Genomic DNA, 25,872 nt, shown 5'->3' with positions numbered 1-25,872 from the left:
GCAGCGGAACACCGACGCAGGCAGACCGTACTGCTCGTTCGCCTCGCGCAACAGCACCTCGCCACCCCACTTGCTGTTGCCGTAGCCGTTGGCGTAGCTGTCGTCGACCTTGCGGGTCGCGCTGACCACGCGGACGTCGGCGTCCTCGGTGTTGTCGGCGGGGTTGATGCCCGCACCGACGGCGATCGTGGACACGTAGACGAACGGCTTGATCTTCGTGGTGAGCGCGATGCGGATGAGTTCCGCGGTGCCAAGCACGTTCGGCCCGAACAGTTGGCTGTACGGCAGGACGTGGTTGACCAATGCGGCGGGGTCGACGATCAGGTCGACGGTGTCGGCCAGCCGATGCCAGGTGGCGTCGTCGAGACCGAGGTTCGCCTCGCCCTTGTCGCCGGCGAACACCTCGAGGTGGTCGGCGGCCAGCTCGCGGTAGTGGGCGAGCAGTTGCGGATCGCCGCTGTCGAACGTCGCGTCAAGACGAGCCCGTGCCGAGTCGTCGTCCTTGGCGCGGACGATGCAGATGACCTTGCCGTCGACAAGGTCCATCCGCTCGAGCCACTCCAGTGCCAGGTAGCGGCCGAGGAATCCCGTTGCACCCGTGAGCAACACGGTGCGGACCTCGGAGGTCGGCCCCGGCAGCGACGTTGCGGCGGCGAGGGTCTCGGCGTCGATGAACTTGTCAAGCGTTAGGTCGGCGGCGCGCGCCTCGACCGCGTCGCGGCCGTGTATCGCGTCATAGGTGGGCCGCTTGGACCCGCCCGCACGTTCGGTCTCGACGAAGGCGGCGATCGACGCGAGGTCGCTGGCCGGGCTGACGATCACGCCGACGGGGACGTCGACGCCGAAGATGTCGTGTAGCAGGTTGGCGAAGGTCAACGCCGACAACGAGTCTCCACCCAGATCGGTGAACTGGGCGTCGGCCTGCACGTCGGAGGCAGCCGCACCGAGCAGCGCACGGGCCGCCCGGCTGACGGTCTCGAGGGCGGGCCGGTCGGCGCCGCTCTGCCGCAGTGCGCGTAGCTCACCTTCCTGGCCGGAGGCCAGGTCGACGTACAGCTGCTCGAGTTCCGCGCCGTAGCGTTCCTTCAGTCGCGGCCATGCGAGCTTGCGAATACCGGTCAGCAGACCGTTCTCCATCGTGAAGGGTGTGGTCTCAACGATGAAGTCCCGAGGAACTTCATACGACTGCAGCCCCGCCGAGCGCGCCGCGTCCTTCAACGAAGCACTGATGGCAGACTTCAGTTCGATTGCGTCATAACGCGATTGGGCATCATCGGTGGGCACCACCACGGCCAGCAGATAGGGCCTCGCACTGTTGCCGTAGATGTAGATCTGGCGCACCAGCGGGCTGTCGGTGAAGGCCGCTTCCAGCTTGGAGACGGTGACGAACTCGCCCTGGGACAGCTTGAGCACGTTGTTGCGCCGGTCCAGGTACTGCACCTGGTCCGGACCGAGGTCGGCGACCACGTCGCCGGTCCGGTAGTAGCCGTCGGCGTCGAACACCTCGGCGGTGACCTCGGGACGCTTGTAGTAACCGGGGAACAGCTGGTCGGACTTGACCAGCAGCTCGCCGCGGGGGTGCGGCACGTCGGTGCCGAAGTACCCCAGTTCGGGAACGTCGACGAGTTTGTAGTCGATCACCGGTGGCCGCCGGATCACGCCGTCGACGAAGACTGCGCCCGCTTCCGTCGAGCCGTAACCCTCCACCAGGTGCATGTCGAGGAAGTCCTCGACCCATGCCTTCAGTTCTGGTGAGATCGGCGCCGAACCGGTGATGGCGCTGACGTACCGGCCGCCGAGCAGCCTCTCCCGCAGGTCGTCGGCGGTCGCGCCGCGATCGGTCTGGCTGACGTACTCCTGGTAGAGCATGTCCCAGATACGCGGGACGAAGTTCATCTGCGTCGGGCGGACGAGCGCGAGGTCCTCGAGCAGGGTGGACAGGTCGCTACGGGCGGCGAAGTAGACGGTGCCACCGCTGGCGAGGGTGCCATACAGGACGCCGCGGCCCATCACGTGGCTCATCGGCAGGAAGGCCAGCGAGATCGCAGGCAGGACGCCCTGGTTCTCGTCCCAGTGCGCGTTGGCGGCGGCGCGCCACATGTTGGCGACCTTGCTCTCCGGGTACATCGCGCCCTTGGGGGCGCCGGTGCTGCCGGACGTGTAGACGAGCAGGGCGAGGGGATCGTCTCCCTCGCCGACGACCGATCGGGGTGCCGTCAGACCGCGTCCGCGGGTGAGCACGTCGGCCAGGGTCTCCACGACCACGGCGGTGCCCTGCAGCCGCGCCTTGGCGGCCTCGAGCGCGTCGCGCTGGTCGTCGACCTCGGGCTGGAAGTCGAACACGATCAGGCTGGCGGGCGCAGGCCCGGTCCCGGCAAGGATGAGTTCGACGGCGTCGTCGATGAAGTCGATGCTCGACGCGATCAAGGATGGCTCGGTCTCGGCGACGATCGGCTGCAGCTGAGATTGCGGCGCACTGGTCTGCAACGGGACGGATACCGCACCCAGCTGGGTGGTGGCGGTGTCGACGACGGTGTAGTCGACGCTCGTGAAGCCGAGGATGGCGATGCGGTCACCGGGCTCGACGGGCTGGTGCTGCACCGCGGCGCCGAAGGCTTGGACGCGCTCCCAGAGCTGGCCATAGCTGACGGTGTCGAAGCGGGGCGCCAACACGGCGACGGTGCGGCCGGCTTCGGTAACGTAGTCGACGGCGCGGTGACCCAGTGCGGGACGGTCGGCGTAGCCCTCCATCACCGTCCGAATCACGTCGGGCAGGCGCAGCTCGGGCTGGCCGGCGGCCGCGCTGACTGCTTGGTCTGGCTTGGCGGCGGCGAACTGATCGTCGTTGGAGTACAGGTTGGCGATGCGGCGCTCGACGCGCTCTTCGCGACTGTTGATCGACATGAAAAACCTCTACGTAGTTCTAGGAAAAAGTTTGATCCAGTGGGCTTCCTTGCCCTACCGACCCAAACAACGTTAGCAAAACTAAAGATATGCCCCAAATCTCTGACCTGGCAGTTTCCTGTGAGCAAGCCCACTTGGGCGATCATTTGTTATAGTAACTAAGTAATCTACGGAAGGGTGCACGATGACACGGACCAACGACGACACCTGGGACCTGGCCACCAGCGTGGGGACCACGGCGACCATGGTGGCGGCGGCTCGGGCGATCGCCACCAATGACGGTGTGATCGACGATCCGTTCGCCGGGCCGTTGGTGCGCGCAGTCGGAGTGGACTTTCTCACTCGCTGGGCCACGGGCGAGCTGACGTCCTCCGACGTCGACGAAGAGGGCAACGGCTGGGGGCTGGCTCAAATGCCCGCCGCGATGGCGGCGCGCACGCGGTACTTCGACGAGTTCTTCGCCAACGCCGCCGCGGCAGGCATCAGGCAAGCCGTGATCCTGGCGTCCGGTCTCGATGCCCGCGCCTACCGGCTGGACTGGCCCGCAGGTATGACGGTGTTCGAGATCGACCAGCCCGCCGTCATCGACTTCAAGACGACGACGCTGTCGGGACTCGGCGCCGAGCCGAAGGCGGAGCTGCGCACCGTGGCCGTCGATCTGCGTGACGACTGGCCGGCAGCACTGAAGGCAGCGGGCTTCGACACCAGCGAGCCGTCGGCGTGGATCGCCGAGGGCCTGTACGGCTACCTGCCGCCCGAGGCGCAGGACCGCCTGCTCGACGCCGTCACCGAGCTCAGCGCACCCGGCAGCCGACTCGGTAGCGAGGCCGTGCCCAATACGGCCGACATCGATCCCGACGAGGCGCGCGAACGGATGCGCGAGGCCACGGCCAAGTGGCGCGAGCACGGATTCGACCTCGACTTCTCCGAGTTGGGCTTCGAGGGTGAGCGCAATGACGTCGGCCAGTACCTCGACGCGCGGGGCTGGACGTCCGTCGGCACGCCGATGGCTCAGCTGCTGGCCGCCAACGGCTTCGACGCGATCCCGCAGACCGACGACGACCGGCAGACCATGAACGGCGTCACCTACTACACGTCGACCCTGGGCTGATCCAGTACGCGCACGCCCCCCGTCAGACCCCCGAGCGCGCGGCCTCCATCTCGAGTTCGGCCGCATACGCGCCCTCGCCACGCCCGAGTGAGAACGTCGCCGCAGTCATCGCCGCCACGGCGATGACGAGGGCGACGAGTTCGTAGCCGCCGACGTCGAGCTCCTCGCCGAGCACGATGGCGCCGAGGCACACGGCAACGACCGGTTCGAGCACCAACATCGTCGGCACGGATGTCTGAAGTGCGCCCGCGTGAAATGCGGACTGTTGCAACAGGGTGGCGACGATGCCGAGCACCACCAGGGCATACGGCGCCGGGGTGGCCAGCAGGCCGATGGCGCCCCGCTGGTTCAGAAGGTGCATGACGATCTTGGTGACGACGGCGACGACGCCGAAGAGCACGCCGACGCCGACGGCGAACAGCACCGCCCGCTGCGAGCCATCCAGTCGCCGGGCGATCAGAACGGGACCGACGACGAGTGCCAGACAGCCGAGCGCAACGAGGGCCGACACGGGAAGCGTCGCGGGTCGGTCCGATGGACCGGGGTGGGCGAGCAGCACGAACAGCGCCAGCGACAGCGTCAACAGCCCCGCCCACAGCCACTCCCGATGGGTGACGCGACGGCCTGCCAGCCGCGCGCTGAGGGGCAACGCAAACAGCAGCGCGGAGACCAGCAGGGGCTGGACGAGGATCAGCGAACCCTTCGCCAGCGCCAGCGCCTGGAACCCGTAACCGGCGACAGCCACGGCAGTGCCTGCCCACCAGATCGGCCGCCGCAGCAGAGTCGCGAACATGCGTGTGCTCACGCTCTGATCAGCGGGCACGTCCATGGTGGCGCGCTGACGCATGACGATGCCGATGGCCATGCAGACGGCCGCACACAGCGCGAAGAGGACGACAAGCCCATGGCCCAACAACGTCCTCGACACCCTTCGTCGGCGATGCGACATCCCCTGTCACTACACCGTAGAGGTGTCGCTAGCCGGCTTCGACTCGAGCGTCCTCGTCGACGTCGCGGCGGGCCGCCGGATCGATGCGATCGGTGAGCTTCGCGACGACGTCGTCGACGCGGTTGACCGCCGCGTCGCACAGATCGCGAACCTTGGCGCCCGCTGTATCGACGTCGTCGGCAGCGCTCAGCACATACGACCGGACGTTGATCCGTAGCCGATCGGTGGCGTGCCGCACTCGGCGGCGCAGACGCTCATCGACGTCGACCGTCACGTAGGGCAGTACTCGAATTGCCATATGCCACTCCCCTAACGGATGCCTGGGCGATCGCCTTCCGACCAGGTTAACGGAGGAGGCACCGCACGACTGTCACCCGATGATCGCGGGCATCTTGTCCCAGCCACGGATCGTGGACGTCGGGCAGAACTCGGCGCCCGACATGTCGATCTCCCACTCGGGGAAGCGCTTGAGGATCTCCTCGAGCGCGACGCGTCCCTCGAGGCGGGCCAGTGACGACCCGAGGCAGAAGTGGGCGCCGACGCTGAAGCCCAGATGTGCGCGCGGCTCGCGGTTGATGTCGAATGCGTCGCCGTCCGGCCCGAACTGGCGGTGGTCGCGGTTGGCCGCGCCGATGAGCATCATCATCACGGCGCCCTCCGGCACGGTCTGCCCGTAGTACTCCACGTCGCGGGTGACGTAGCGCGCCACGTGCGGGGCTGGCGGCTCGAAACGAACGAGTTCCTCGACCGCCCTGGGAATCAACGTGGGATCCTCGACGAGCTGACGACGTTGGTCGGGATGTTCGGCGAGCACCTTCCCGGCCCAGCCGATCAGCCGGGTGGTGGTGTCGTTTCCGGCCCCGGCGACGACGTTGATGTAGGTCAGCAGCTCCTCGCGGGTCAACCTGCGGGTGGTGCCCGTCTCGTCGACGAACTCGACGTTCAGCAGCTCGGTCATGATGTCGTCGGACGGGTTGTCGACGCGCCAGTCGATGTAGTCGCCGAAGATGTCACCGGTCACCAGCCCCTCCTCGGCGGCCTTCATCGGCTTGCCCGCCTCGGTGCGCATCTGGCCCGTGACGTGGTCGCGGACCGCTTCCTGATCCGCTTGCGGGATGCCGATCAAGGCGCTGATCGTCTTCATCGGCATCTGGGCACCGAAGTCGGTGACGAAGTCGAACTTCCCGGTGCCGACGATGGGGTCGAGGCTCTCGGCGCAGAACGCCCGGATCTTCTCCTCGAGCAGCGCGATCTTGCGCGGCGTGAACATCCTGGCCAGCAGCTTGCGGTGAATGTCGTGGATCGGCGGGTCCTCGAAGATCAGCACGCCCGACGGGATGGGGATGTTCGCCTTGATCAGTTCGATGATGGCGCCGCGCGCCGAGCTGAAGGTGCCGTGGTCGACGATCGCCTTGTTGACGTCGGCGTATCGGCTCAGCGCGTAGAAGTCGTGCTGGCCGTTGTAGTAGAGCGGCGCTTCCTCCCGCAGTCGCGCGAAGGTGGGGTACGGGTCGGCGTTGATTTCGACGCTATAGGGGTCGAAGTACACGTCTGAGTTGGTATGGGGGGTCGCGCTGACGGTCACGAAGTCCGCCTCTCTAGGGCTGCGAGAGTTGCTTACACGCGTAAGTTACACGGTTGAGCGACCGCTCGACAAGGATCCGAGGTGGATCAGGTCGACGCGCGCTGGATCAGCCGTGCGACGTTGTCGCTGTCCGGCTCTTGCACGGGCGGATACCCGAGTTCGGTCATCATCGCCGCCGTCGAGACGTCGACGATCGTCTCGGCGTCGAAGGCCACCGACGTCAGCGGCGGTCCGCTGACGGCACCGAGAGCCCTCGCATCGACACCCATCACCGCGAGGTCCTCGGGGCAGCGGAACCCGGCTTCGCGGACGCCGTGCAGGCACACCATCGCGGTCTCGTCGCTCTCGGCGCACACCGCGGTGGCACCGTCGGCAACCCAGCCGCGGACCACCTCGGCGGCATCCGTGCCATCGGTGGCGACCGTCCCGATCAGCAGGTCCGGCAGGCCGCGCCGCGCCGCTGCGGCGCGCAGACCCTCGAGCCAGTACTCACCGAGCGGCCGCAGTTGTTCGACGTCGGAGAACGCGAACGCCAGCCGTCGATGCCCCCTCGCCACCAGATGATCGACCCGCATCTCGCCAATCGTGTTGTGCAGCTTGCCCATCGCGTGCAGCTGAGCGCTGCCGAGATGGATCTGCGGGATGCGGGCTTCGGTCACCGCGTCCAGCGCGGCGCCGCTCAGCGGGAAGACGCTCGTCACGGCGATCGGATTCAGGTCGGCGATCGCGTCGACGACGTTGCGGCCGTCCTCCGTCTCGAACTGCAGGGACAGCACCACGCCGTGACGGGCGAGCGCGGTGGTCAGGCGGCTGCCGACCTCGATCAGCAGATCGCCGAGCGAGATCCGCGGAACGATGTACAGCACCACGCCGCTGCCGCCGACCGCAAGATTGCGGGCCGCGAGATTGGGCCGGTAACCGAGCTGCTTGGCCGCGGCCTGCACCGCCGCCTTGGTCTGCGCCGAGATCGTCTGGCCCGCGACGTCGTTCAACACGTAGGTGACCGTGGCCGGGGAGACGTTGGCAAGGCGGGCGACGTCGGCCTTGGTCGGCCTCGCCGTTCCCTTCACGCCCATCGGGTCATCATGGCAGGAACGAGTCGGCTTCCGTCGAGTTGAGCGGTGGCATGGCCTGAGCTGCCCGCAGCGGCTGCCCCGCCGTCTCCTTCAACACCACCACGGTGCCCAGCGACAGGACCGCGGCCGCAATCAGATAGAACGCGGGCGCAAGCACGTTGCCCGTATGCGCGGTGAGCCAGGTGACGACGTACGGCGTCGTCCCCCCGAACCCGGCAACGGCGATGTTGTAACCGACGGAGAAACCGCTGTAACGCACGCGGGTGGCGAACAGTTCGACTCCCGCCGTCACGGCCGTCGACACGTACACCGATTCGATCGCGGCCAGCATGCAGTGCGCCGAGATCGCCGCGGCCAACGAGCCCGAATTCAGCAGCAGGAAGAGCGGATACGCGAACACCGCGAAACACGCCGACCCCGCGATGAGCATCGGGCGCCGACCGATCCGGTCGGACAGGGCGGCGAACGGGAGGATCAGGACGAGCGCGACGAGGCTGGCGAGGGTGATCGAGACGAACGACGCCGTCTTCGAGTAGTGCAGCGTCTTGATCAGGTAGGTCGGCAGGAACGTGAACACCACGTAGTAGCCGACGTTGAAGATCAGGAACAGTCCGATCACCTGCAGGATCGGCAGCCATGACGTCGTCACGGCCTCGTGAAGCGGGCGCTTCGCGACGTTGTCCTCTTTGCTCAGTTCGGTGAACTGCGGAGTGTCGTCGAGTCGCAGCCGGATGTAGAGACCCACCAGACCTAGCGGCGCGGCCAGCAGGAACGGGATGCGCCAGCCGTAGCTCTCCATTGCCGCCGTGGGCAGGGCGGCCTGCAACACGGTGACGGTGATCGACCCAAGCAGGAAGCCGAGCACCCCGGACCACGCCATGAAGGTGACGATGAATCCGCGGCGCTCGTCGCTGGCGTACTCGGCCAGGTACACCGCTCCGCCGCCGTACTCGCCACCAGCGGAGAACCCTTGCAGACACCGAAAGAACAGGAGCAGCAGCGGGGCGGCGACGCCGATCGCGGAAAAGGTGGGCAGCAAGCCGATGGCGAGCGTGGCGGCTGACATCAGCATGATCACCACGGCGAGGACGCGTTGCCTACCGATCCGATCGCCAAGCGGGCCGAACACGAAACCACCGAGCGGACGCATGAAGAACGCCGCGGCGAAGATCGCGAACGTATTGAGCAGCGCGGTCGTGTCGTTGCCCGTCGGAAAGAAGTTGGCGGCGATGAACGTCGCGAGGAAGCCGTAGATGGCGAAGTCGAACCACTCGACGGCATTGCCGATGGACGCGCCGACGATGGCCTTGCGAATGGCGGCGGACTGCATGCGCATCAGGCTAGCCAGACTCGACTTCATCGGCGGCAGAACGACTTTGAGCGATCCGCTTAGTGCAGGACGATTTCCTCTGCGCCGCGGGTCGACCTCGGTCGCCACCGATCTGGATGCGGACGACGTCCCGAGACGGTAGATATGGCTGATGGACATGAACCTCACCGGCAAAGTCGTCGTCGTCACCGGCGCAAGCAAGGGCATCGGCTTGGCCGTCAGTCAGGCATTCGCCGCCGCCGGAGCCTTCGTCATCGCAGGCGCCAGGCACGACTCCCCTGGCGTTGCGGCCCTCGCGGCAGCGGGCTCGGCCGCCTTCGTCGCCGCCGATCTGTCGACGCCGGAGGGGCCACGCGCGCTGATCGCCGCGGCCGCCGAACGGGGCGGCGTCGACGTCCTCGTCAACAACGCCGGAGCGGTGGCCACCCGCTTCGACGGCATCCTCTCGGTCACCGACGAGGAGTGGGATTCGGCGCTGTCACTCAACTTCCTCTCGGCCGTCCGGGCCACGCGTGAGGCGGTACCGCAGATGCTGGCCAACGGCGGCGGCGCGATCGTGATGATCGGTTCGGTCAACGCGTCGCAACCCGAGTGGAACATCGTCGACTACAGCGCCACCAAGGCCGCCCTCGCCAATTACGCCAAGAGTCTGTCGAAAGAGTTCGGCCCCAAGGGGATTCGGGTCAATACGATCAGCCCCGGCCCGGTGTCCACCGACCTCTGGCTCGCCGAGGACGGGGTGGCGGCCAAGTTCGCGTCGGCCACCGGAGCCAGCGCCGACGACGTCGTCGCCTCCGTGTCCGCCGGCGCGCCGACGGGGCGGTTCACCACGCCGGCGGAGGTTGCCGACCTTGCCGTCTTCCTGGCGAGCAGCCGGTCGGGCAACACCACCGGCGCCGACGTCCGCATCGACGGCGGCTACGTCGCCACCATCTGAACGGGTGATTCGCAGGGAGGCAACGATGTACGACCTCGAGCAAACCATTCTCAGCCGCCGCTCCACGCGGCTGTTCCTGCGGGACAAGCCCGTGCCGTAGAACCTGGTGGTCGAAGCCTTGGAACTCGCCGTCAGGGCGCCGTCGAACTCGAACATCCAGCCCTGGCGCGTGGTGTTCAACTCAGGTCCGGCCCGCGACCGCCTCGTCGAGGCGCTGCTCGAAGAGGCCGCCAACGGCGAGCCAAAGGTGCCGCCGCTGCCCGCGGAATTCAATCACTTCCGGCGCGACCTCGGCGCCTTGCTCTACGGCACGATGGGAGTGCCCCGCCACGACAAGGAGGCGAGACGGATTGCGGTGCTGCGGAATTGGGAGTTCTTCCGGGCACCGCTCGGCGCCGTCGTGTGCATGCATCGCGACCTCGACTACGTGGACGCGATCGGGGTCGGCATGTTCCTTCAGACGTTCATGCTGGCGCTGAACGCCAGGGGAATCGGCAGTTGCGTGCAGGTGTCGATCGCGGGCTATCCGGAGATCATCCGCGAGCAACTCGGCATCGGCGAGGAGATGCGGATCCTGTGCGGAGTGTCGATCGGCTACGCCGACCCGGACTTTCCCGCGAACACACTCGACGTGCCGCGCAGTCCGCTCGAGGAGAACATCACCTTCCTCGAGAACTGAGCCGCCCGCCGAGCCCGAGGGGGACTCAACCCGCGCACAGCAATTCCGCGTAGCGTCCAAACCATGAGCATGCTGTCGGACACCAAGGTCGCCTCCTCACTCAACCGGATGTACTCCGAGGCGACGGAGCAGCGGTCGAGGCTTCGAGATCCCGGCCTGTTCAGCCGCCTCGAGGGCGCCAGCGCACAGGAGCGCGCCGACGCCATGAGCGAGATCTACATGCCGGTGTCGCCCGACGCGGGCAAGCTCATCTACTCGCTGGTGCGCGCCAGCCGCCCGGAGACGGTCGTCGAGTTCGGCATGTCGCTTGGCCTGTCCGGCATCCACCTGGCGGCCGCGGTCCGCGACAACGGCACCGGTCGCGTGGTGACCACCGAACTGAGCTCCGCCAAGGTCGCGGCGGCGAAGGAGAACTTCGCCGAGGCGGGCCTGTCCGACGTCATCACCGTGCTCGAGGGCGATGCGCTGGAAACCCTGAAGACGCTCGACGGACCGGTCGGCTTCGTCCTCCTGGACGGGTGGAAGGAGTTCTACCTTCCGGTGATCAAACTCCTCGAACCGAGACTGTCCCCTGGCGCGCTGATCGTCGCCGACAACACCAACATGGCGGACACCAAGCCATACGTCGACTACGTCCGCGACCCTGCCAACGGGTACGTCAGCATCAACTTTCCCGGCGAGGAACACGGCACCATGGAAGTCAGCTGCCGCGTGTGAAGCGCGGCCCGCGCGGGTAGGACCCAACGGTGCTGCCCAGACTCTTCAAGCTGCCACTCCAGATCGGCGAGTCGGCGCTGTCCGTCGTGGGCATCAGGACCGGCACCGAGGAACCTCCGTACCGCGTCGAGAAACTCGGTGACGGTGTCGAGATCCGAACCTACGAGACGCGCATCGCCGCCGAGACCTCGGTCACCGCCAGCGAGGAGGGTGCCAGAAGCGCGGGTTTCCGTCGCCTCGCCGGCTACATCTTCGGCGCCAACCACGGGTCGACGAAGATCGCGATGACGGCGCCGGTGGCGCAACAGAAACCCGCAGGCACCAAGATCGCGATGACGGCCCCCGTCGCCCAGTCGGCCGGAGCAGGCGACGAATGGGTGATCCGCTTCTTCATGCCGTCCGTGTGGACGATGGACGAGCTGCCCGCACCGGACGACGATCGCGTCCAGCTGGTTGAGGTCGCCGCCGAGACCGTGGCGGTGCTGCGGTTCAGCGGCGACCGCGGCGCCAAGGCCGTCGCCGACCGTACCGAGCAGCTCCGGAACACGTTGCGCGACTACGGTTTCGACGACTTGGGCGAGGCGGTCGCTTGGTTCTACGACCCGCCGTGGACGTTGCCGTTCCTCCGCCGCAACGAGGTGGCGATCCCCGTCAGCTGAGATGCGCGAGGTTCTGCACCGAGCGCTCGACATCGCCCCTGATCACTCGAGCGACCAAACTGCCAATGGGTCCGTTGAGCACGGCGCCGCTGAGGTCGGCGACCAAATGGAAGGTGGTGCCGGCGTCGCTTTCGGCGATGTCCGTGCGTAGCGAGATCTGGACCCCGCCGAACCCCTTTCCGCACATCTCGATGCGGTTGGGCTCGTCGTAGCTGGTCACTTCCCAGTGGATCGTGTTCCGGAAGCCCTTCACCTTGATCAGGGACGACACCTTGGTGCCCTTCTCGATGACTTCGGGCACGGGCCCACGCCAGCCACCGAAGATCGTCAGCCATTCGTCGAACCGCCCGAGGTCGGACGCCAGCTTCCACGCCTTGTCCGGGGAGAGGTCGGAGGTCACGGACACGTCGACACTGGCCATGACCGTTTTTACCCCGAGCTCGCGCCGACCAACCCAAAATGCGTCAGGCTGCGGGTGTGGCGCCGAGCACTCTCAGGAGATCGGGCTTCATCGCCTGCAGCTGCGAACCCCAGTAACCCCAGCTGTGCGTGCCGTCGTTCGGGAAGTTGAAGACCGCGTTGCGCCCACCGAGGGCGACGTACTGCTTCTGGAAGTCCTTGTTGGTGTTGATGGTGATGTTCTCCAGGAACTGCGCGCTGTACTGGACGCCGAAGTCACCCGACGCGTCGAGGTCGGAGGTCCTGCCGTTGCCGCAGTAGACCCAGATCGCGGTGTTGTTGGCGACCAGCGTCGGCAGGTTGACCATGGGATCGTTGCGCCGCCACGCCGGATCGCTCGCGACACCCCACATGTCGGTCGAGTTGTAGCCGCCCGCATCCTTCATGGCGAAGCCGATCATGGTCGGCCACAGCCCCTGCGACGGGTTGAGGAAGCCCGACAGCGAGGCCGCGAAGATGAACTGCGTCGGGTAGTAGGCGGCCAGGTTCAGCGCGGCACCCCCCGACATCGACAGGCCAACCACCGCGTTCCCCGTCGGCGCGATGCCCTTGTTCTGGGCCAGGTATGCGGGCAGCTCCTGGGTCAGGAACGTCTCCCACTTGTACGTGCTCGTTCCGGCGCTGCCCGTCGCTGGGCGGTACCAGTCGGAGTAGAAGCTGGACTGCCCGCCGACGGGCATCACCAGCGAGACCCCAGACTGATAGAACCACTCGAACGCGGGCGTGTTGATGTCCCATCCGCTGGCATCGTCCTGGGCGCGCAGCCCGTCGAGCAGGTAGACGGCGTGCGGCCCGCCACCCTGGAACTGGACGAGAATGTTTCGGCCCATCGACGCGGAAGGCACCTGCAGTCCCTCGACCGGCAGTCCCTCCCGCGAGTAGGCCGCCGCCGTCGGTGTCAGCCCGACCGGGCCGAGCAGTCCCGGCATCATCGCGACGACCAGGGCGGAAACGGCCAGCCGTCGCGTCCACCTGCGTCGAACCTGACCAACCATCGTCGCCAACACGGCGGGATCCCATCTCTCGTTCAACCCGTACCTCGGCAAGTTAGCAGCGGCAGGAAAGGGCACCTAGCCACCCACGCGGGGCGTAATCGGCTCGTTATCAAGGTGTTCCGACACATGCCGACACGCCGAGACACGAGAGCCATACATGTGGGCACTGTGAGCCCTGCGCGAATAACCTGTGAATTGACTCGAGAACCCTGCAGCACGCCGTCTCTCACGGCAAACTCAGTCCAAACACCTAAGGAGCACGTCCATGTCAGTTTCTGGATCCCCCGCCCCGCGTCGCCTCGTGGGAGGGGCCCTGCTCGCCGGCGGGCTGATCGGCGCGACACTGCTCGGCAACCTGCCGTCGGCCTTCGCCAACGAAGACCCGGCGCTGAACCCGCCCGACTGCACCGCAGCGGACCTGGAGGGCGTCAAGTCGGGCGTCGATGCGGCGACGTCGGCCTACCTGTTCAGCCACCCCGACTACAACTGGTTCGTGACCAGCCTCGAAGGGCTCCCCAAGGACAAGGTGTCCAAGGAGATGAAGGACTACCTGAACGTCCACCCCGACACCAAGAACGACATCACCGGCATCCGGCAGCCGCTGCTCGACCTCAAGAACCGCTGCGGAGGAACGCCCTAGCCCACCCCGGTTAGCAGGCTCGTCGTCCGCCACCACACCAGCGCGACGAACACCATCAGCAGGATCAGCGAGACCGCCGTCTGGATAAGCACGCGATTCGAGCGCGGCGCGTAGGCGTACACCGCGCCGAGCGCCGCGCCGGTCAGCAGTCCGCCGACGTGTCCCTGCCAGCTGATTCCTGGGACGGTAAACGTCAACACCAGGTTGATGACGACAAGGCCGGCGATCCACCGCATGTCGAGATTTAGCTGTCGTGACAGCGTGAGCGTTGCGCCGAACAGGCCGAAGATGGCGCCCGATGCGCCGAGGGTACCGCTGGTCGGATTCGTGACGAGGTAGACGAGAACCGATCCGCCGAGCGCGCTCAAGAAGTAGAGCGCGACGAAGCGGGTCCGCCCCAGCCACCGTTCCAGCGCGGGTCCGATCACCCACAGGGCCCACATGTTGAACAGGATGTGGGCGGGACCGTCGTGCAGGAAGGCTGACGTGACGAGACGGTAGAACTCGCCATGGTAAGCCGTCCCGTTTGGCCACAGAATGAGCTGGCTTTGCAGGCCGGGCACGGCCATCTGCAGGACGAACATCACCACGTTCGCGGCGATCAGCACATACGTGACGATCGGTTTGCCCGTCGATACTCGCGGCTGCCGAACCGACTTGGCACCCTCGTTGACGCACTCGACGCACTGATGACCGACCGCCGCCGAGCGCATGCAGTCGGGGCAGATGAAGCGCTGACAGCGGGTGCAGCTGACGTACGTACCCCGCTCGGGGTGCCGGTAGCAGCTCGGCGGAGCTGCGGGCGCGCTAGGTGTGCTCACACGTCATAGTCTTCCAGCCTGGCGGGCGGCCCCAGTCAGAAGCGCCACAGCGCCTCCTGGGTAGTGCTCGCCACCAGACTGCCGGACCGGTCGTACATCGAACCCACGACGAGCCCGCGCGAATCGCCGTTGTTCAGCGACGTGACTTCGTAGCGGTGCCAGTCGTGCGGAACGAACGGGCGATGGAACCACACCGCGTGATCGAGGCTGGCCGCATAGCCGACGTCGAAGCCCAGCGGCGAGTCGGGCGGCCGAGCCACCGGGACGGGTCCGAAATCGGACATGAAGGTCAGTGCGCAGGCCCGAACGAGCGGGGAGTCCTCGATGCGGTCCCGGGTCCGGATCCAGAACGGCGGCACCGCGAACGGCGAGTCGTCTCCCGGCGTGACGCGGATCTCGAAGCGGCCCGCAAACCCCAGATCGGGTGTCTTCAGGATCGCCGCGTCGAAGTCGACGCCGGGAGGCGACCTCGGATGCCAGTCCGCGCCCTGCTCCGGCCGATGGAACGAAGCGATCATCTCGAGGATGGTCTTGCCGTTTTGGACGGCGGTGACCTGCCGGGTGTCGAACGATCGACCGTCGCGGGTACGGACGACGTTCAGCTCGACGTCGACGCCGTACTGGCCACCGCGGACGAAGTACAGGTGCAGCGACTGCGGATGTTTGTCGGGGTCGACGGTTGCGCCCGCTGCCGCCAACGACTGGGCGGCGATCAGCCCGCCGAACAGCCGGCTGCCCGGCCCGGCCGGCGGTTGGGGAGCGACGAACACGTCGCCGTCGCCCCGCTCGAAGTCCAGTAGTCGGGCGATCCAGCTGGGCTTCTCAGACTTGACACCTGTCATCGTTGGGCCACCCTAGCCGAGCCGACCTGCGCCGATGCCGCCGAGTCGATGGGCCGGAAGGTCCCTGGCCAAAAAGTGAGGGAACCCGGGCCCGTCGCTGCTCCTACCTGTGTACGCGGCACACCGGCCGCGACAGACCAGAGGGAGTCACCATGAACGCCAGCCTCACCACCGTCCGTCGTCTCACCACCGTCGCGCTCGGCGCGGGTGCCGTCGCCATCGGCGCACTCGCCATCGGTGCACCCGCGAACGCCGACACCTTCCAGCACTCCTGCGAAACCAACCCCGGCGCCTACGCCACGGGCGCGGTGCGCGGTGTCTTCAGCACCCAGAAGCAGGGCTTTGACCTCGACCAGATCTGCAAGGTCTACGACGCGTCGGGCAAGCTGCTCGGCACCACGCACCAGCCGATCTACGGCTATTTCCGGCACCTACAGACGTCGCCGGTGACGCCACCGGTCATGAGCGCGCGCTAGTCCGTGGGTCGTCATTGCAATGCGGGTTCGTCGGGGCGATGATGTGCACTTCGGCACATATCGCGGGTGCTCGGGGGGTGGGCCCATGACCAGTCGTCTTCGGTCGTCCATGAGCGGCGCCGACGATGCGACGCTCGCCCGTGCCGCGGCGGCGGGCGACCGCGTGGCGTTCGCCGAGATCTACGACCGCTACGCCGACCGGTTGCACGACTTCTGCGTCGGCATGCTGCGCGACCGGGACGCCGCCGCTGATTGCGTACAAGACGTATTCGTCACTGCGGCAACGAAACTGGTTCAATTGCGCGAGCCAGATAGGTTGCGGTCGTGGTTGTACGCGATCGCCCGCTCTGAGGCGCTCTCCCGAATCCGTGATCGCAAACGTGAACAACTCAGCGAGGAAATACCCGACATGCCCAGCGGCGAAGCAGATCAAGCCACGCTGGCGGAGCGCGGCGAGCTGGCCGAACTCATCAGGCAGGCCAGCGGCGGCCTCTCCGACCGCGACCGCGTGGTGCTCGAGCTGGCCTACCGCCAAGGTCTCGACGGCCCGGAACTCGCCGAGGCACTCGGCGTCACGCCAAGGAACGCCAACACCCTGGTCGAGCGGCTGCGCGACACCATCGCACGCTCGCTGGGCGCGCTGCTCCTCTGCCGTCGCATCAAGGCCCACCCCGACCGCTGCCCCGAACTCGCCGCGATCGTCGGCCAGGGCAATGCCGAGTTCACGGTCCTGATGCGCAAGCGGGTCGCCAGACACATCGACGGGTGCCTCGTCTGCGAGGAGGACCGCGCCAGGATGGTCACTCCCGCAGCGCTTCTCGGTGCGACGCCGATCGTCATCCCCGCACCCGCCTGGCTCCGCGAGCGCACGCTCGACAGCGCGGTACTCCCGCCGACCACCGGGTCCGCACCCGTCGGGCCCGAGGACGACGCGTCGTGGTGGCCGCCGCGCGACCTCGACACCGACGACCTCGCCAGGCCATCCGCGACCGCGCACCCTCCGCGGCCTGGGGCTGCAGCGCGGGGCCGCCCCCTGCGGGCCGGGGTCGGCGCCGGGCTGCTGCTGATCGGCATCGGTGGCGCGGCAGTGCTCGCCGCACCCGCCGCCTTCCGGATTGCCCCCGCGGACTCCCACGAACCGTTGACCACGTCATCGACGACCACGCCGTCGCTCGCCAAGCGGATCGCACCCAGCTCGCCGCCCACCACGGCACCCGCCATGACCCCGACGACGCTGCCGTCCGTCACCACTACGACGACCATCGACGTCACGACACCGACGTCGGCGGATGTCCCCCCGCCGCCATCCAGCGACCTGCCGGTGACGCGTGAACCAGAACCGTCGACGACCGAAGAGCCCGTCACCACGACGCGACGGCCCGTGACGACCCGGCCCAAGTCGACCACCGAGGAACCAAGCGAGTCCGCTCCCGTCACCACGCCAGACGAACCAACCCCGAAACCGACGAAGCCGACGATCACCTTGTCGAAGGTACCTCCGGTTCAGTCCGACCCGGAGTGCCCGGAGACGAACCCGAACTGCGAGGGCGGCGGCCCGGTGTTCAACTGACCAGTGGCGCGACCACGGTCACGTAGATCGCCACCACCGCCAGCGGCGCCACCAGCGGCACCCACGGAAGTGCCAGTGGGACCGCTGCGCCAAGCACCGCAGCCACGGAAAGGCCAAGCGCGCCAAGCACGGTCGGCGTCGACAGGGTTGTTGTCGGATCGCCTCCCCTGCCGTGGCGAAGTACTAGATAGCCGGTGGCCGCCAGGCCCGCGATCGCGGCGACCACCGGCGACGGCCCCGACAGGGCCAGTGCGATGGCCGTTGCCACCACTGCGAGCGTCGCGGCCACCCGGGACGCCAGGCCGGCCACCACCGCGACGAAGGCGACGGCCGATGCGACGAGAGCGGGTCCGCCGCTCTGCACCGTGCCCGCCGCCACCATCAGCAAGCCGAACGCGAAGGACAGCGCGCGCATCACGTCACCTCCTCGCCGGTGTGCGCCTGCGGCGCCGCGGCGCCAGACCCATCACCTGATCCAAGGACCCGTCCGAGGCCCACGCGACGACGTCGACGCCGATCGTGCGCATGTCCCGGTACATGAACGACCGTTGCATCGCCCACATCCGCGCGATCAGCGGATCGTCCAGGTCGTCGAACGGAGCACCGTCGAGCACGTCGACCGCCACCACCACGTGACCCCGGCGGCACAGATCGATCAACGCCAGCGCGAAGTCGGTGTCGAGAAGCGTCGAGAACGCGACGATTATGGCCCCAGGCGGGATCGCCGCGCGGGGAGCCAGCGTGCCGGTCGTGGTCTCGTGCCCGTCCCCGGCGCCCATGATCGCGTCGAGGACACGGTAGAACTGCCTGCGGCCGATGTCGGCGCCCAACCATCGGGGCTGCCCGCCGAGCGCGATGACGCCTGCCCGGTCACCGTTGCGCAAGGCGCTCTGCACGACCTGGACGGCTCCGCGCACCGTCCGCTCGGTCGCCGCGGTGGCGGGTCCCGGCGGTTGGTCGTGGGTGTCGACGACGACGACGACGTCGGCCGCGCGCTCACTCAGTCGCTCCGTGACGTGCAGGCTGCTCCGACGAGCGCTGACGGGCCAGTTGACGGTTCGCAATTGATCGCCAGGTACGTACGCGCGAATGCCGCCATACTCGACACCCCTGCCGAGGTACCGCGTCATGTGGGTGCCGAGGCGGTCGAGCAGCTCGGTCCTTGGCAAGGCAGTGGATTGCGCTGCGGCGACGGGAAACACGAAGACCTCGGCCACCTCGAGTTCATCGGCCGCGGGCCGCCCCGCGAGCAGGCCGCCCCTTGCGCCGACGTCGAGGCCCGCGATCAACGGATACCTGCCCCACCGCTCGGCGGACAGCACCACTTCGATTCGGCCTGGACCGAGCCGTTCGGTCAGTTCGAGCGATGCCCCCTCCACTGTGGTCACCGTGAGATCGACCGGTGTGCCGTCGTCGGCGTTCGCCGACACCACCAACCGGACCTGTTCGCCCTCGAAGCAGCGCACCAGGCCTGGTTCGACGTGGACCCGGACGGTCGGCAAGGGCCGCTGCCAGCCCACGGACACCAGCGCACCGACCAGCGGCGCGGCGAACACGACGAGCTGCCAGCGGGACCCGATCAGCGCGACGGCGAGCGCCACCGCGGCACACGTCGCCAGCGATAGCGCGAGTGCTGATGCACGCCAACGCAACTCGACGTCGGTGATGCGCGCGTCGATCACGTCGCGCCGCGCGTCCTGGGCACCGGGAGCCTGCGCAGCAGCTCCTCAACCACATCGGAGGTGCGCACCTGTCGGACCCACATCTCGGGACGCAGGCTGATGCGGTGGGCCATGGCAGGTACCGCCAACGCCTTGACGTCCTCGGGAATCACGTAGTCGCGGCCCGAAAGAAGCGCGCGGGCGCGGGCCAGCTGGACCAGGTCCAACTCGGCGCGCGGGCTCGCACCGACCGCGACCTGGGGGTGCTGGCGGCTGGCCACCGCCAGAGACACCACGTACTGCAGCACGTCTTCGTGCACGGTGACCTGTTCGACCGATTCGCGCATCGCCAGGAGTTCCTGTGCGTCGACGACCCGGCCGACCGCCGGTTCGGCCGAACCACGATCCAGTCGACGCCGCAGCATCGAGGCCTCGTCGTGCTCGGTCAGATACCGAAGCTCCAGCCTGATCGTGAACCGGTCGAGCTGTGCCTCCGGCAGGGGGTAGGTGCCCTCGTATTCGATGGGGTTGTCGGTGGCCAGCACGACGAACGGTTCCGGCAGCTGATGGGTGACGCCGTCGATGCTGACCTGGCGCTCCGCCATCGCCTCGAGGAGTGCGGCCTGCGTCTTCGGAGGCGTCCGGTTGATCTCGTCGGCGAGCAGCAGATTGCTGAAGATCGGGCCGGGCCGGAACTCGAAGCGGCCCGACTGCATGTCGTAGATGGTCGAGCCGAGCAGATCGGCGGGAAGCAGGTCGGGGGTGAACTGGACCCGCTTGAACTCCAGGCCGAGGGCAGCGGCGAAGCAGCGCGCGATCAGCGTCTTGCCGAGGCCGGGAAGGTCTTCGATGAGCACGTGCCCGCTAGCCAGCACCGCCGTGAGGATCAGCGTCAACGCCGGGCGCCTTCCCACGACCACGCGTTGAATCTCGTCGAGGACCGCCTCGGATTGGGCGGCGGTCGTGGTCACCGGCAGGCTCATATTCGCTCCAGGCGTTGTAGGACGTCGTTGAGTACCGCGCGACCGGGGCCCGGTTCGTCGGCACCGCTGCTGGACAGGTTGTCTGGATCGACCCACTGCCACAGCTGCTCACCGAACAGCGCGAGGGCGGTAGCGTGAAAGACCCTCGGATCCTTCGTCTTTCGCTGACCCGTTGCGAGCTCGAACTGCCTCGCCAGCATGGGCCGCAGATACTTGTCCCAATCCGACCGGGTGGTGTCCGCGCGGGCGATCAGAATCTCGGTCTTCGACCGCCACCGGCGCAGCGACTCCGCCGGATCGCGGGCGCGGGAATCGTCGACACCGGACCCGTTGTCGCGCACCAGGAGCCAGCGCACCACCAGCAACGCGACGGCCGCGGCGGCAGCCCCGCTCCACAGCACGAGGCGCCGATCGGGATGCGCCAGCGCCATCAGCTGGACACCGAGCACCACGACGATCGCGGCGGCTCCGATCTTCTTCACGCGTGACTTCGCAGTTCGTCGAGCACCTGTGTCAGGACGGCGACCGCCGCGTCCCGGTGGCCCTCGTTCATCACGTGCGGGCTGAACCGCGCCTCTTCGAAGAGGTCGACCAGCTGGGTCGCACTGTTCGGGGCGAGGGCGTGGTGGTCGACCGCGCGGGCCAAAACCTCCGTGGCCGTGTCGAACTCACGCGGGGCGGCATCGGGCAGCAGCGACAGCTGGCGTTCCATTGCGGCGTAGCACGCGATGATCGCCTTGCGTGGCTCGCGGCTGAGGTCACCGACCTCGGCGAGGCCGACTTCGGCTGCGCGCGCGAGGGATTGAGAGCCGGTCCCCGGATCGGCGTCGGAATCATCGGCACCGGTGTCCGCCGGGTTCGGCGGCAGCGGACGGCGTTGCCTGCGCGCGGCGACGATCGTCCCGACCACGACGACGACGAGGAAGACGGCCGTCGCGGCGTAGAAGTACCACAGCAGGTTCGAGCCCGGTTCAGCCGCCGGCGGGGCGGCGGGGGCGGCCGAGCCGCCCGCGTCCGGCGCGGTGTCCGCAGCGCTGGGTACCGCGCCGGGACCGCTCGTATCACCCTGCACTGCGCCGCCGAGTCGGCTGAGCAGCGCCGACAGCAGGAGCCAGCCCACGATCAGTCCAGCCGCGATCAGCCCGATCCGCCACGTCAGCCGCCCGCGGTCGTCGCCGCGGAGCCAGTCCGATCTTCCTGCCACGCGCGGCGGGGTGGCGCTGCGGTTGCGCAGCCGCATGATCACCGCGACCGCGACGACGGCCACCGCGGCCATCAACAGGCCGGCGACGGCGGCGAGCACGATCGGGTTGTCGGCCGCGGGTTCGCGGGGGCGGGGTTCGGCGCCTGGAACGTATCCGCGCAGGGCGGCTGCGGCCACGAACAACAGCGCGACCGGGATGGTCACGGGAGCCAGACTGCGTGTCCTCCCGGGAGGCTGCACGTCGCCGACGCTACGCGACCCTGACCCTCACGCGAGGTGTTGGGCGAAGAACGAGGTCAGACGTCGTCGTCCTGGCCTCGGACGACGGCGATCGCGAAACCGTCCCACCCCTTGGTGCCGACGGTCTGGATCGCCGCGGTGTCCAACCGCGGGTGGCCACCCATCATGGTGAACATGTCCTTGACGGCGCGCGCCTGCAGATCGTCGGGCGCCGGGTCGAGAACGCGCCCGGACCGAGCGATGTTGTCGACGACGATGACCGCGCCGGGATTCGCCATCTCGACGGCCCACTGCACGTAGGCGGCGTTGTTCTCCTTGTCGGCGTCGATGAAGAACAGGTCGAAGCGTTCGCCCTTCTCGGCGAGCTTCGGCAGCGTGTCCAGCGCGGCGCCGACCACGATCTCGACGCGGTCGTCGACACCGGCGGCGGCCAGGTTGGCCAGGGCCACGTCGGCATGCCTCGGCTCGTACTCAAGCGTGATCACGCGGCCCCCCGCCCCGACACCGCGCGCCAGGGCGATCGTGCTGTAGCCGGCGAGAGTGCCGATTTCGAGCACCCGCGTGGCGCGGGTGATCGAGGCGAGCAGGGACAGCAGCTTGGCGTGCTGGGCGGAGACCTCGATCGCGGGCATGCCCGCGGCGTCGCCTGCCACGCGGGCGGCGACCATCACGTCGTCCTCGGTGTGCAACAACCGGGTGAACATCGCGTCGAGAGCCCGCGGATCGGGTTCGGTCATCCGCCCAACGTTAGTCGGAGCCAGCTAGCGCACACCTTCCTTCGCGTAGACCACCCCGAGCACGTGGCCGACCTCCGGGCCCATGACCATCGCGGCCAACTCACCGAACGCCGCGACGAACTCCGGCCCGTGCGGCGGCTCCACCCGGGACAGGTGGTGGGCGATCTCGTGCAGCACCACCAATTCGCGCAGGGCCCAAGTGGTCTGGCGATCGGGCACGGCGATCGTCGCGACGGTGCCGTCGTACTCGTAGTGCGCTGCGGTGACTCCACGGCGGCCACGGACCGTCAGCGGTTCGGTGGTAGGCCACCTGGCCCGCACGGACGGCAGGTTCAGCACATCGCCGACGTAGCGCCGCACCGACTCCATCGAAGCGAACCGCGCTTCCGGCGGAAGGGTCAGCTGGGTCCCGAAGAAGTCGACGGCGGGAGTGCCACGTTCGGCGGCGCGGTCGAAGAGCGTCCGCACGAACTCTTCGGCGGCATAGACCTTCGAGCGCTGCGTGTCGCGCGGCACCGACCGCTACCGGTCCAGGGGTCGGCGAGCACCCGTCAGCTCGGTGCTCGGTCCGAGCCGGGCTCGCCGTCCCGCCCTGTCACCGGCCCGGCGCGCCGCCGACGAATACCCGGCCGAGGCGCTGGTGGCCCGCCAGGTACCCCGCGCCTTCGACGCTTCCCGGTAGAAGCTCTTGAGTTCGATGTCCTTGTCGCGCAGAGCGATTGCCGTACCAGCCCGCTGATCACGACCGGTGGTGGCGGCGCGCGTGGCCTCCTCGCGCGCCTCCGACAACCGCTGTCCGACGCGAGACCCGAACGCCAGGTGGAAGTTCAGCCGTGCGGTGATGGTCGGGGTGGGCCGATGCTCACCGGTGGCGATGTACGCATCCGATGCCTTCACCATCTGCACCACCAGGCTGGCGTACAGCGCATGCGTCGCGTCGATGTCCTCGCCGAACCCATAGGCGTAGACGAACGTGGAGTTGGACGCGACGTCACACTTCACGTCGTTGGCCATGGCGATCGCCACGAACAGTTGGACGTAGGTGCGTAAGCCCTTGCTGCCCGCCTCACCGATGGTGATGGTGCGCTGCACCGGCACCTGCGCCGCACTGCGCGTCGAGGAGTGCGCCCGGGCCACGGCGAGGTCGATCGACGTGGTGGTCGCGAGTCGTTGGGCCGCCGACATGAACGCTTCGGCTTCGTGGGGGTTCTCGGTGTTCTCGGCTTGGCGCAGAAGGGCTGCGATGCGCGCCAGCATCTTGTCGTCAGTCATATCGTCACGCTAGGGAACCAGTACGACTTTCCCGCGGGCATGCCCGGTCTGCAGATAGCGGTGCGCGTCGGACGCCTCCTCGAGCGGAAACACCCGGTCGACGGTCACCTCCAGCTTGCCTTCGGCGGCCAGCTTGATGAGTTCGATCCGGGACGCATCCCGAATCGCTTGACCGCCATCGGCGCCGGTCAGCACCGCAATGCCGAGTTCGCCCGCCCGCGCGAAGCCGGCGATCGTGGCGATGCGGCCACGGTCGGCGACGAGTTCGACCGACGTGTCGAGTGCCTCGTCGGTGCCGACCAGGTCCAGCGCGGCATCGACGGGTCCGATGGCGCGTACCCGGTCGGCGAGACCGTCGCCGTACGCCACGGGCTCGGCACCGTATTCGCGCAGCTGATCGTGTCTGGCAGGGCTCGCGGTGGCGATCACCTTGGCGCCCCTGGCGACCGCCAGCTGCACCGCCATCAGACCAACGCCACCGCTGGCCCCGTGGATCAACACGGTGTCACCCGTCCCCACTCGAGTGTTGGTCAACAGGTGCCATGCGGTTCCTCCGACCAACAGCAGTCCCGCGGCTTGCTCGAAGCTCAGCGTCGCGGGCTTGTGTCCCACGTCGGAGGCCTCGGCGATGACCTGCTCGGAGTAGCCACCGCTGATGTTGGTGACGATCACCTCGTCGCCGACTGTCAGTGCTCCGGTGTATCCGGCAGCGCCGGGCGCCACCGCGGCGACGACACCCGCGACCTCCATGCCGACCGGGATCGGCAGCTTGGCGGGGTCGCGGCCCATCTCGCCGCCGTACAGCTTGTAGTCGATCGGGTTGGTGCCCGCGGCACGGACGTCGACGAGCACCTGCCCTTGACCAGGCGCGGGCAGCTCGATGTCTTGCAGCACAAGGACTTCCGGCCCGCCGTAACCTTCCGCAACCACCGTTCGCGTCATGGGTGGAAGTCTAGTCACTACTTGTTGACGAAGCCGTCCAGCGCACTCACCAGCTGCGGTGACAGCGGATCCTGCTTGGCGTAGTTGCCGACGTTGTCGGTCGGGTCGTCGCGCAGGACGTGGTTGACGCCCTTCAGCTTGACGACGGTCAGCGCGGTATGGGCGAGCGCGTCGAAGATCGGCTGCTCGGCGGGGCAGCTCGCCTGACTGTCCGAGTCGGAGCAGGTGGCCAGCACGGGCATGGCGGCAGGAAGCTTCGCCGCCGACTCGAGCGGATCGATCGCGTCGGCCTCGACGACGGCCCCGACGTTCGACGGGTTCAGGATGGCGCCGAGCCCCTCGGGAAGCTGCGCGGGTGCGGTGCGCTTGGTGCGGGCCTCCACCACGGCGGCGTCCCAGGTCGTCAGGACGGCGTCGGCCTGCTGGCGCGTCTTGGCGCCCGCGGCGACGTCGGCGTCGAGTCCGGTCCGCACGCGTCCGGTGATGATGTCGAGGTATCGGCCGGCGAGTGGCTGAAAGAGCCCGAGCGAGTGAATCTTCGGCGCGTCGGGGGCGGCGTCGTTGGCCAGCGACATGGCGTGGACGGAGCCCTCGCCGACCGCGTAGACGGAGATGCGTGCCTTGTCGGTGCCCGCCTGGTTCGCGAGGTTTCGGACGGCGGCCTTGGCACCGAGGTCGTATACCGCGCTGCCGACCTCGGCGGGCCGCAGCGCGTACGGGCCGAGCCCGGTCTTGCCCGTGCCCACCTTGTCATAACGCAGGGTGGCGACGCCCTTGCCGGACAGGTACTCCGCCAGCTGACGCATGTTGCCGACCGGTCCAGCCACCGCGTTGTCGCCGTTGCGGTCAGTGTTTCCACTCTCCGAGATCAGCAGGGCGGCCGGACCGGGTGCACCGTTGGCCTCGTGCCGGTAGGTGCCGTAGATCGTCAGGCCATCGGCGGTGAAGCTGACGTCGTCCTCGACCCAGCCCTGCCGCGGCGGCGGAGTGCCCTCGTTGCCGCCACCCGACGAGCAGCCCGCGGCCAGAAAGACCGCGGCGAGCAGCCAGAGCAGCCGGCGCAGGATCGTCGTCACAGGTGTA

28 protein-coding genes are annotated in these 25,872 nt (G+C 68.0%); 8 read left to right on the top strand and 20 right to left on the bottom strand.

Features of this window, described 5'->3' with window-relative positions; all coding sequences use genetic code 11:
• Positions 1–2,904, bottom strand: a 2,904-nt coding sequence (car, locus tag QOD90_RS18625; RefSeq protein WP_526352306.1) for a carboxylic acid reductase, incomplete at its 3' end; no start/stop codon positions are given.
• Positions 2,905–3,088: 184 nt separating this feature from the next.
• On the opposite strand from car, the gene QOD90_RS18620 reads away from it, so the two are divergent.
• Positions 3,089–4,015: a class I SAM-dependent methyltransferase gene (locus QOD90_RS18620; RefSeq protein ID WP_526352305.1), complete on the top strand. Its 927-nt coding sequence runs from the start codon at positions 3,089–3,091 to the stop codon at positions 4,013–4,015.
• A 22-nt stretch (positions 4,016–4,037) separates the two neighbouring features.
• On the opposite strand, the gene QOD90_RS18615 is transcribed toward QOD90_RS18620, so the two are convergent.
• From QOD90_RS18615 to QOD90_RS18595, 5 genes are all read right to left on the bottom strand, one after another.
• A complete protein-coding gene (locus tag QOD90_RS18615; protein WP_526352304.1) occupies positions 4,038–4,931 on the bottom strand; it encodes a DMT family transporter in 894 nt (297 codons plus the stop codon).
• Positions 4,932–4,992: 61 nt separating this feature from the next.
• A complete protein-coding gene (locus tag QOD90_RS18610; protein WP_526352303.1) occupies positions 4,993–5,262 on the bottom strand; it encodes a hypothetical protein in 270 nt (89 codons plus the stop codon).
• Positions 5,263–5,334: 72 nt separating this feature from the next.
• Positions 5,335–6,549, bottom strand: coding sequence for a cytochrome P450 (locus QOD90_RS18605; RefSeq protein ID WP_526352302.1), 1,215 nt, complete (start codon positions 6,547–6,549; stop codon positions 5,335–5,337).
• A gap of 86 nt (positions 6,550–6,635) precedes the next feature.
• Positions 6,636–7,625 carry a LacI family DNA-binding transcriptional regulator gene (locus QOD90_RS18600; RefSeq protein WP_526352301.1) on the bottom strand — a complete coding sequence of 330 codons (990 nt, stop codon included), beginning with the start codon at positions 7,623–7,625 and terminating at the stop codon, positions 6,636–6,638.
• Positions 7,626–7,632: 7 nt separating this feature from the next.
• A complete protein-coding gene (locus tag QOD90_RS18595; protein WP_526352300.1) occupies positions 7,633–8,955 on the bottom strand; it encodes an MFS transporter in 1,323 nt (440 codons plus the stop codon).
• Positions 8,956–9,106: 151 nt separating this feature from the next.
• On the opposite strand from QOD90_RS18595, the gene QOD90_RS18590 reads away from it, so the two are divergent.
• The 4 genes from QOD90_RS18590 (at position 9,107) to QOD90_RS18575 (ending at position 11,947) form a co-directional block, all read left to right on the top strand.
• Complete coding sequence (locus QOD90_RS18590; protein WP_526352299.1) at positions 9,107–9,892, top strand: SDR family NAD(P)-dependent oxidoreductase; 786 nt, start codon at positions 9,107–9,109, stop codon at positions 9,890–9,892.
• 103 nt (positions 9,893–9,995) lie between these two features.
• Positions 9,996–10,571 carry a nitroreductase gene (locus QOD90_RS18585; RefSeq protein WP_526352310.1) on the top strand — a complete coding sequence of 192 codons (576 nt, stop codon included), beginning with the start codon at positions 9,996–9,998 and terminating at the stop codon, positions 10,569–10,571.
• Positions 10,572–10,634: 63 nt separating this feature from the next.
• Positions 10,635–11,288: an O-methyltransferase gene (locus QOD90_RS18580; RefSeq protein WP_526352298.1), complete on the top strand. Its 654-nt coding sequence runs from the start codon at positions 10,635–10,637 to the stop codon at positions 11,286–11,288.
• Between the two features lie 29 nt (positions 11,289–11,317).
• A complete protein-coding gene (locus tag QOD90_RS18575) occupies positions 11,318–11,947 on the top strand; it encodes a heme-binding protein (protein WP_526352297.1) in 630 nt (209 codons plus the stop codon).
• Here the strand turns inward: QOD90_RS18575 and QOD90_RS18570 are convergent.
• Positions 11,940–12,368, bottom strand: coding sequence for a type II toxin-antitoxin system Rv0910 family toxin (locus QOD90_RS18570; protein WP_526352296.1), 429 nt, complete (start codon positions 12,366–12,368; stop codon positions 11,940–11,942). The genes QOD90_RS18575 and QOD90_RS18570 overlap by 8 nt on opposite strands.
• Before the next feature lie 43 nt (positions 12,369–12,411).
• A complete protein-coding gene (locus QOD90_RS18565) occupies positions 12,412–13,338 on the bottom strand; it encodes an alpha/beta hydrolase (RefSeq protein WP_526352309.1) in 927 nt (308 codons plus the stop codon).
• Between the two features lie 328 nt (positions 13,339–13,666).
• Here QOD90_RS18565 and QOD90_RS18560 point away from each other — a divergent pair, with 328 nt between their 5' ends.
• Complete coding sequence (locus tag QOD90_RS18560; RefSeq protein WP_526352295.1) at positions 13,667–14,041, top strand: hemophore-related protein; 375 nt, start codon at positions 13,667–13,669, stop codon at positions 14,039–14,041.
• Here QOD90_RS18560 and QOD90_RS18555 read toward each other — a convergent pair.
• Complete coding sequence (locus QOD90_RS18555) at positions 14,038–14,862, bottom strand: rhomboid family intramembrane serine protease (protein WP_526352294.1); 825 nt, start codon at positions 14,860–14,862, stop codon at positions 14,038–14,040. The two genes, QOD90_RS18560 and QOD90_RS18555, sit on opposite strands and share 4 nt — an antisense overlap.
• Before the next feature lie 35 nt (positions 14,863–14,897).
• Positions 14,898–15,704 (bottom strand): acyl-CoA thioesterase, encoded by an 807-nt coding sequence (locus QOD90_RS18550; RefSeq protein ID WP_526352293.1) that lies wholly within the window; start codon positions 15,702–15,704, stop codon positions 14,898–14,900.
• 152 nt (positions 15,705–15,856) lie between these two features.
• Here QOD90_RS18550 and QOD90_RS18545 point away from each other — a divergent pair, with 152 nt between their 5' ends.
• Both QOD90_RS18545 and QOD90_RS18540 read left to right on the top strand, forming a co-directional pair.
• Positions 15,857–16,180 (top strand): hypothetical protein, encoded by a 324-nt coding sequence (locus QOD90_RS18545; protein ID WP_526352292.1) that lies wholly within the window; start codon positions 15,857–15,859, stop codon positions 16,178–16,180.
• Between the two features lie 85 nt (positions 16,181–16,265).
• Positions 16,266–17,750, top strand: a complete 1,485-nt coding sequence (locus tag QOD90_RS18540; protein WP_526352291.1) for an RNA polymerase sigma factor — start codon at positions 16,266–16,268, stop codon at positions 17,748–17,750.
• Here the strand turns inward: QOD90_RS18540 and QOD90_RS18535 are convergent.
• The 10 genes from QOD90_RS18535 to QOD90_RS18490 all read right to left on the bottom strand — a co-directional run bounded on the left by QOD90_RS18535 (position 17,743) and on the right by QOD90_RS18490 (position 25,865).
• Positions 17,743–18,165 (bottom strand): hypothetical protein, encoded by a 423-nt coding sequence (locus tag QOD90_RS18535; protein ID WP_526352308.1) that lies wholly within the window; start codon positions 18,163–18,165, stop codon positions 17,743–17,745. The two genes, QOD90_RS18540 and QOD90_RS18535, sit on opposite strands and share 8 nt — an antisense overlap.
• A gap of 4 nt (positions 18,166–18,169) precedes the next feature.
• Positions 18,170–19,432, bottom strand: a complete 1,263-nt coding sequence (locus QOD90_RS18530) for a DUF58 domain-containing protein (protein ID WP_526352290.1) — start codon at positions 19,430–19,432, stop codon at positions 18,170–18,172.
• On the bottom strand, positions 19,429–20,394 hold the full coding sequence (locus tag QOD90_RS18525; protein ID WP_526352289.1) for an AAA family ATPase: 966 nt from the start codon (positions 20,392–20,394) through the stop codon (positions 19,429–19,431). Before QOD90_RS18525 ends, QOD90_RS18530 begins: the two co-directional genes overlap by 4 nt.
• The gene (locus QOD90_RS18520; protein WP_526352288.1) at positions 20,391–20,876 is read right to left on the bottom strand and encodes a hypothetical protein; all 486 of its coding nucleotides are present in this window, start codon (positions 20,874–20,876) and stop codon (positions 20,391–20,393) included. Before QOD90_RS18520 ends, QOD90_RS18525 begins: the two co-directional genes overlap by 4 nt.
• Positions 20,873–21,802, bottom strand: coding sequence for a DUF4129 domain-containing protein (locus QOD90_RS18515; protein ID WP_526352287.1), 930 nt, complete (start codon positions 21,800–21,802; stop codon positions 20,873–20,875). The genes QOD90_RS18520 and QOD90_RS18515 overlap by 4 nt, the downstream gene beginning before the upstream one ends.
• Positions 21,803–21,894: 92 nt before the next feature.
• Positions 21,895–22,575, bottom strand: a complete 681-nt coding sequence (locus tag QOD90_RS18510; protein ID WP_526352286.1) for an O-methyltransferase — start codon at positions 22,573–22,575, stop codon at positions 21,895–21,897.
• Between the two features lie 24 nt (positions 22,576–22,599).
• Positions 22,600–23,091: a TIGR04338 family metallohydrolase gene (locus QOD90_RS18505; RefSeq protein ID WP_526352285.1), complete on the bottom strand. Its 492-nt coding sequence runs from the start codon at positions 23,089–23,091 to the stop codon at positions 22,600–22,602.
• A gap of 6 nt (positions 23,092–23,097) precedes the next feature.
• Positions 23,098–23,847, bottom strand: coding sequence for a DUF2786 domain-containing protein (locus tag QOD90_RS18500; protein ID WP_526352284.1), 750 nt, complete (start codon positions 23,845–23,847; stop codon positions 23,098–23,100).
• A gap of 9 nt (positions 23,848–23,856) precedes the next feature.
• The gene (locus QOD90_RS18495) at positions 23,857–24,789 is read right to left on the bottom strand and encodes an NADP-dependent oxidoreductase (protein WP_526352283.1); all 933 of its coding nucleotides are present in this window, start codon (positions 24,787–24,789) and stop codon (positions 23,857–23,859) included.
• A 17-nt stretch (positions 24,790–24,806) separates the two neighbouring features.
• A complete protein-coding gene (locus QOD90_RS18490) occupies positions 24,807–25,865 on the bottom strand; it encodes an alpha/beta hydrolase family protein (RefSeq protein WP_526352307.1) in 1,059 nt (352 codons plus the stop codon).
• Positions 25,866–25,872: the final 7 nt, after the last annotated feature.

Source organism: Mycobacterium sp. (assembly GCF_032161845.1).
Taxonomy (GTDB): domain Bacteria; phylum Actinomycetota; class Actinomycetes; order Mycobacteriales; family Mycobacteriaceae; genus Mycobacterium.
Note: the sequence above shows the minus strand (reverse complement) of the source record. Positions and strands in the feature narration are given on the sequence as shown.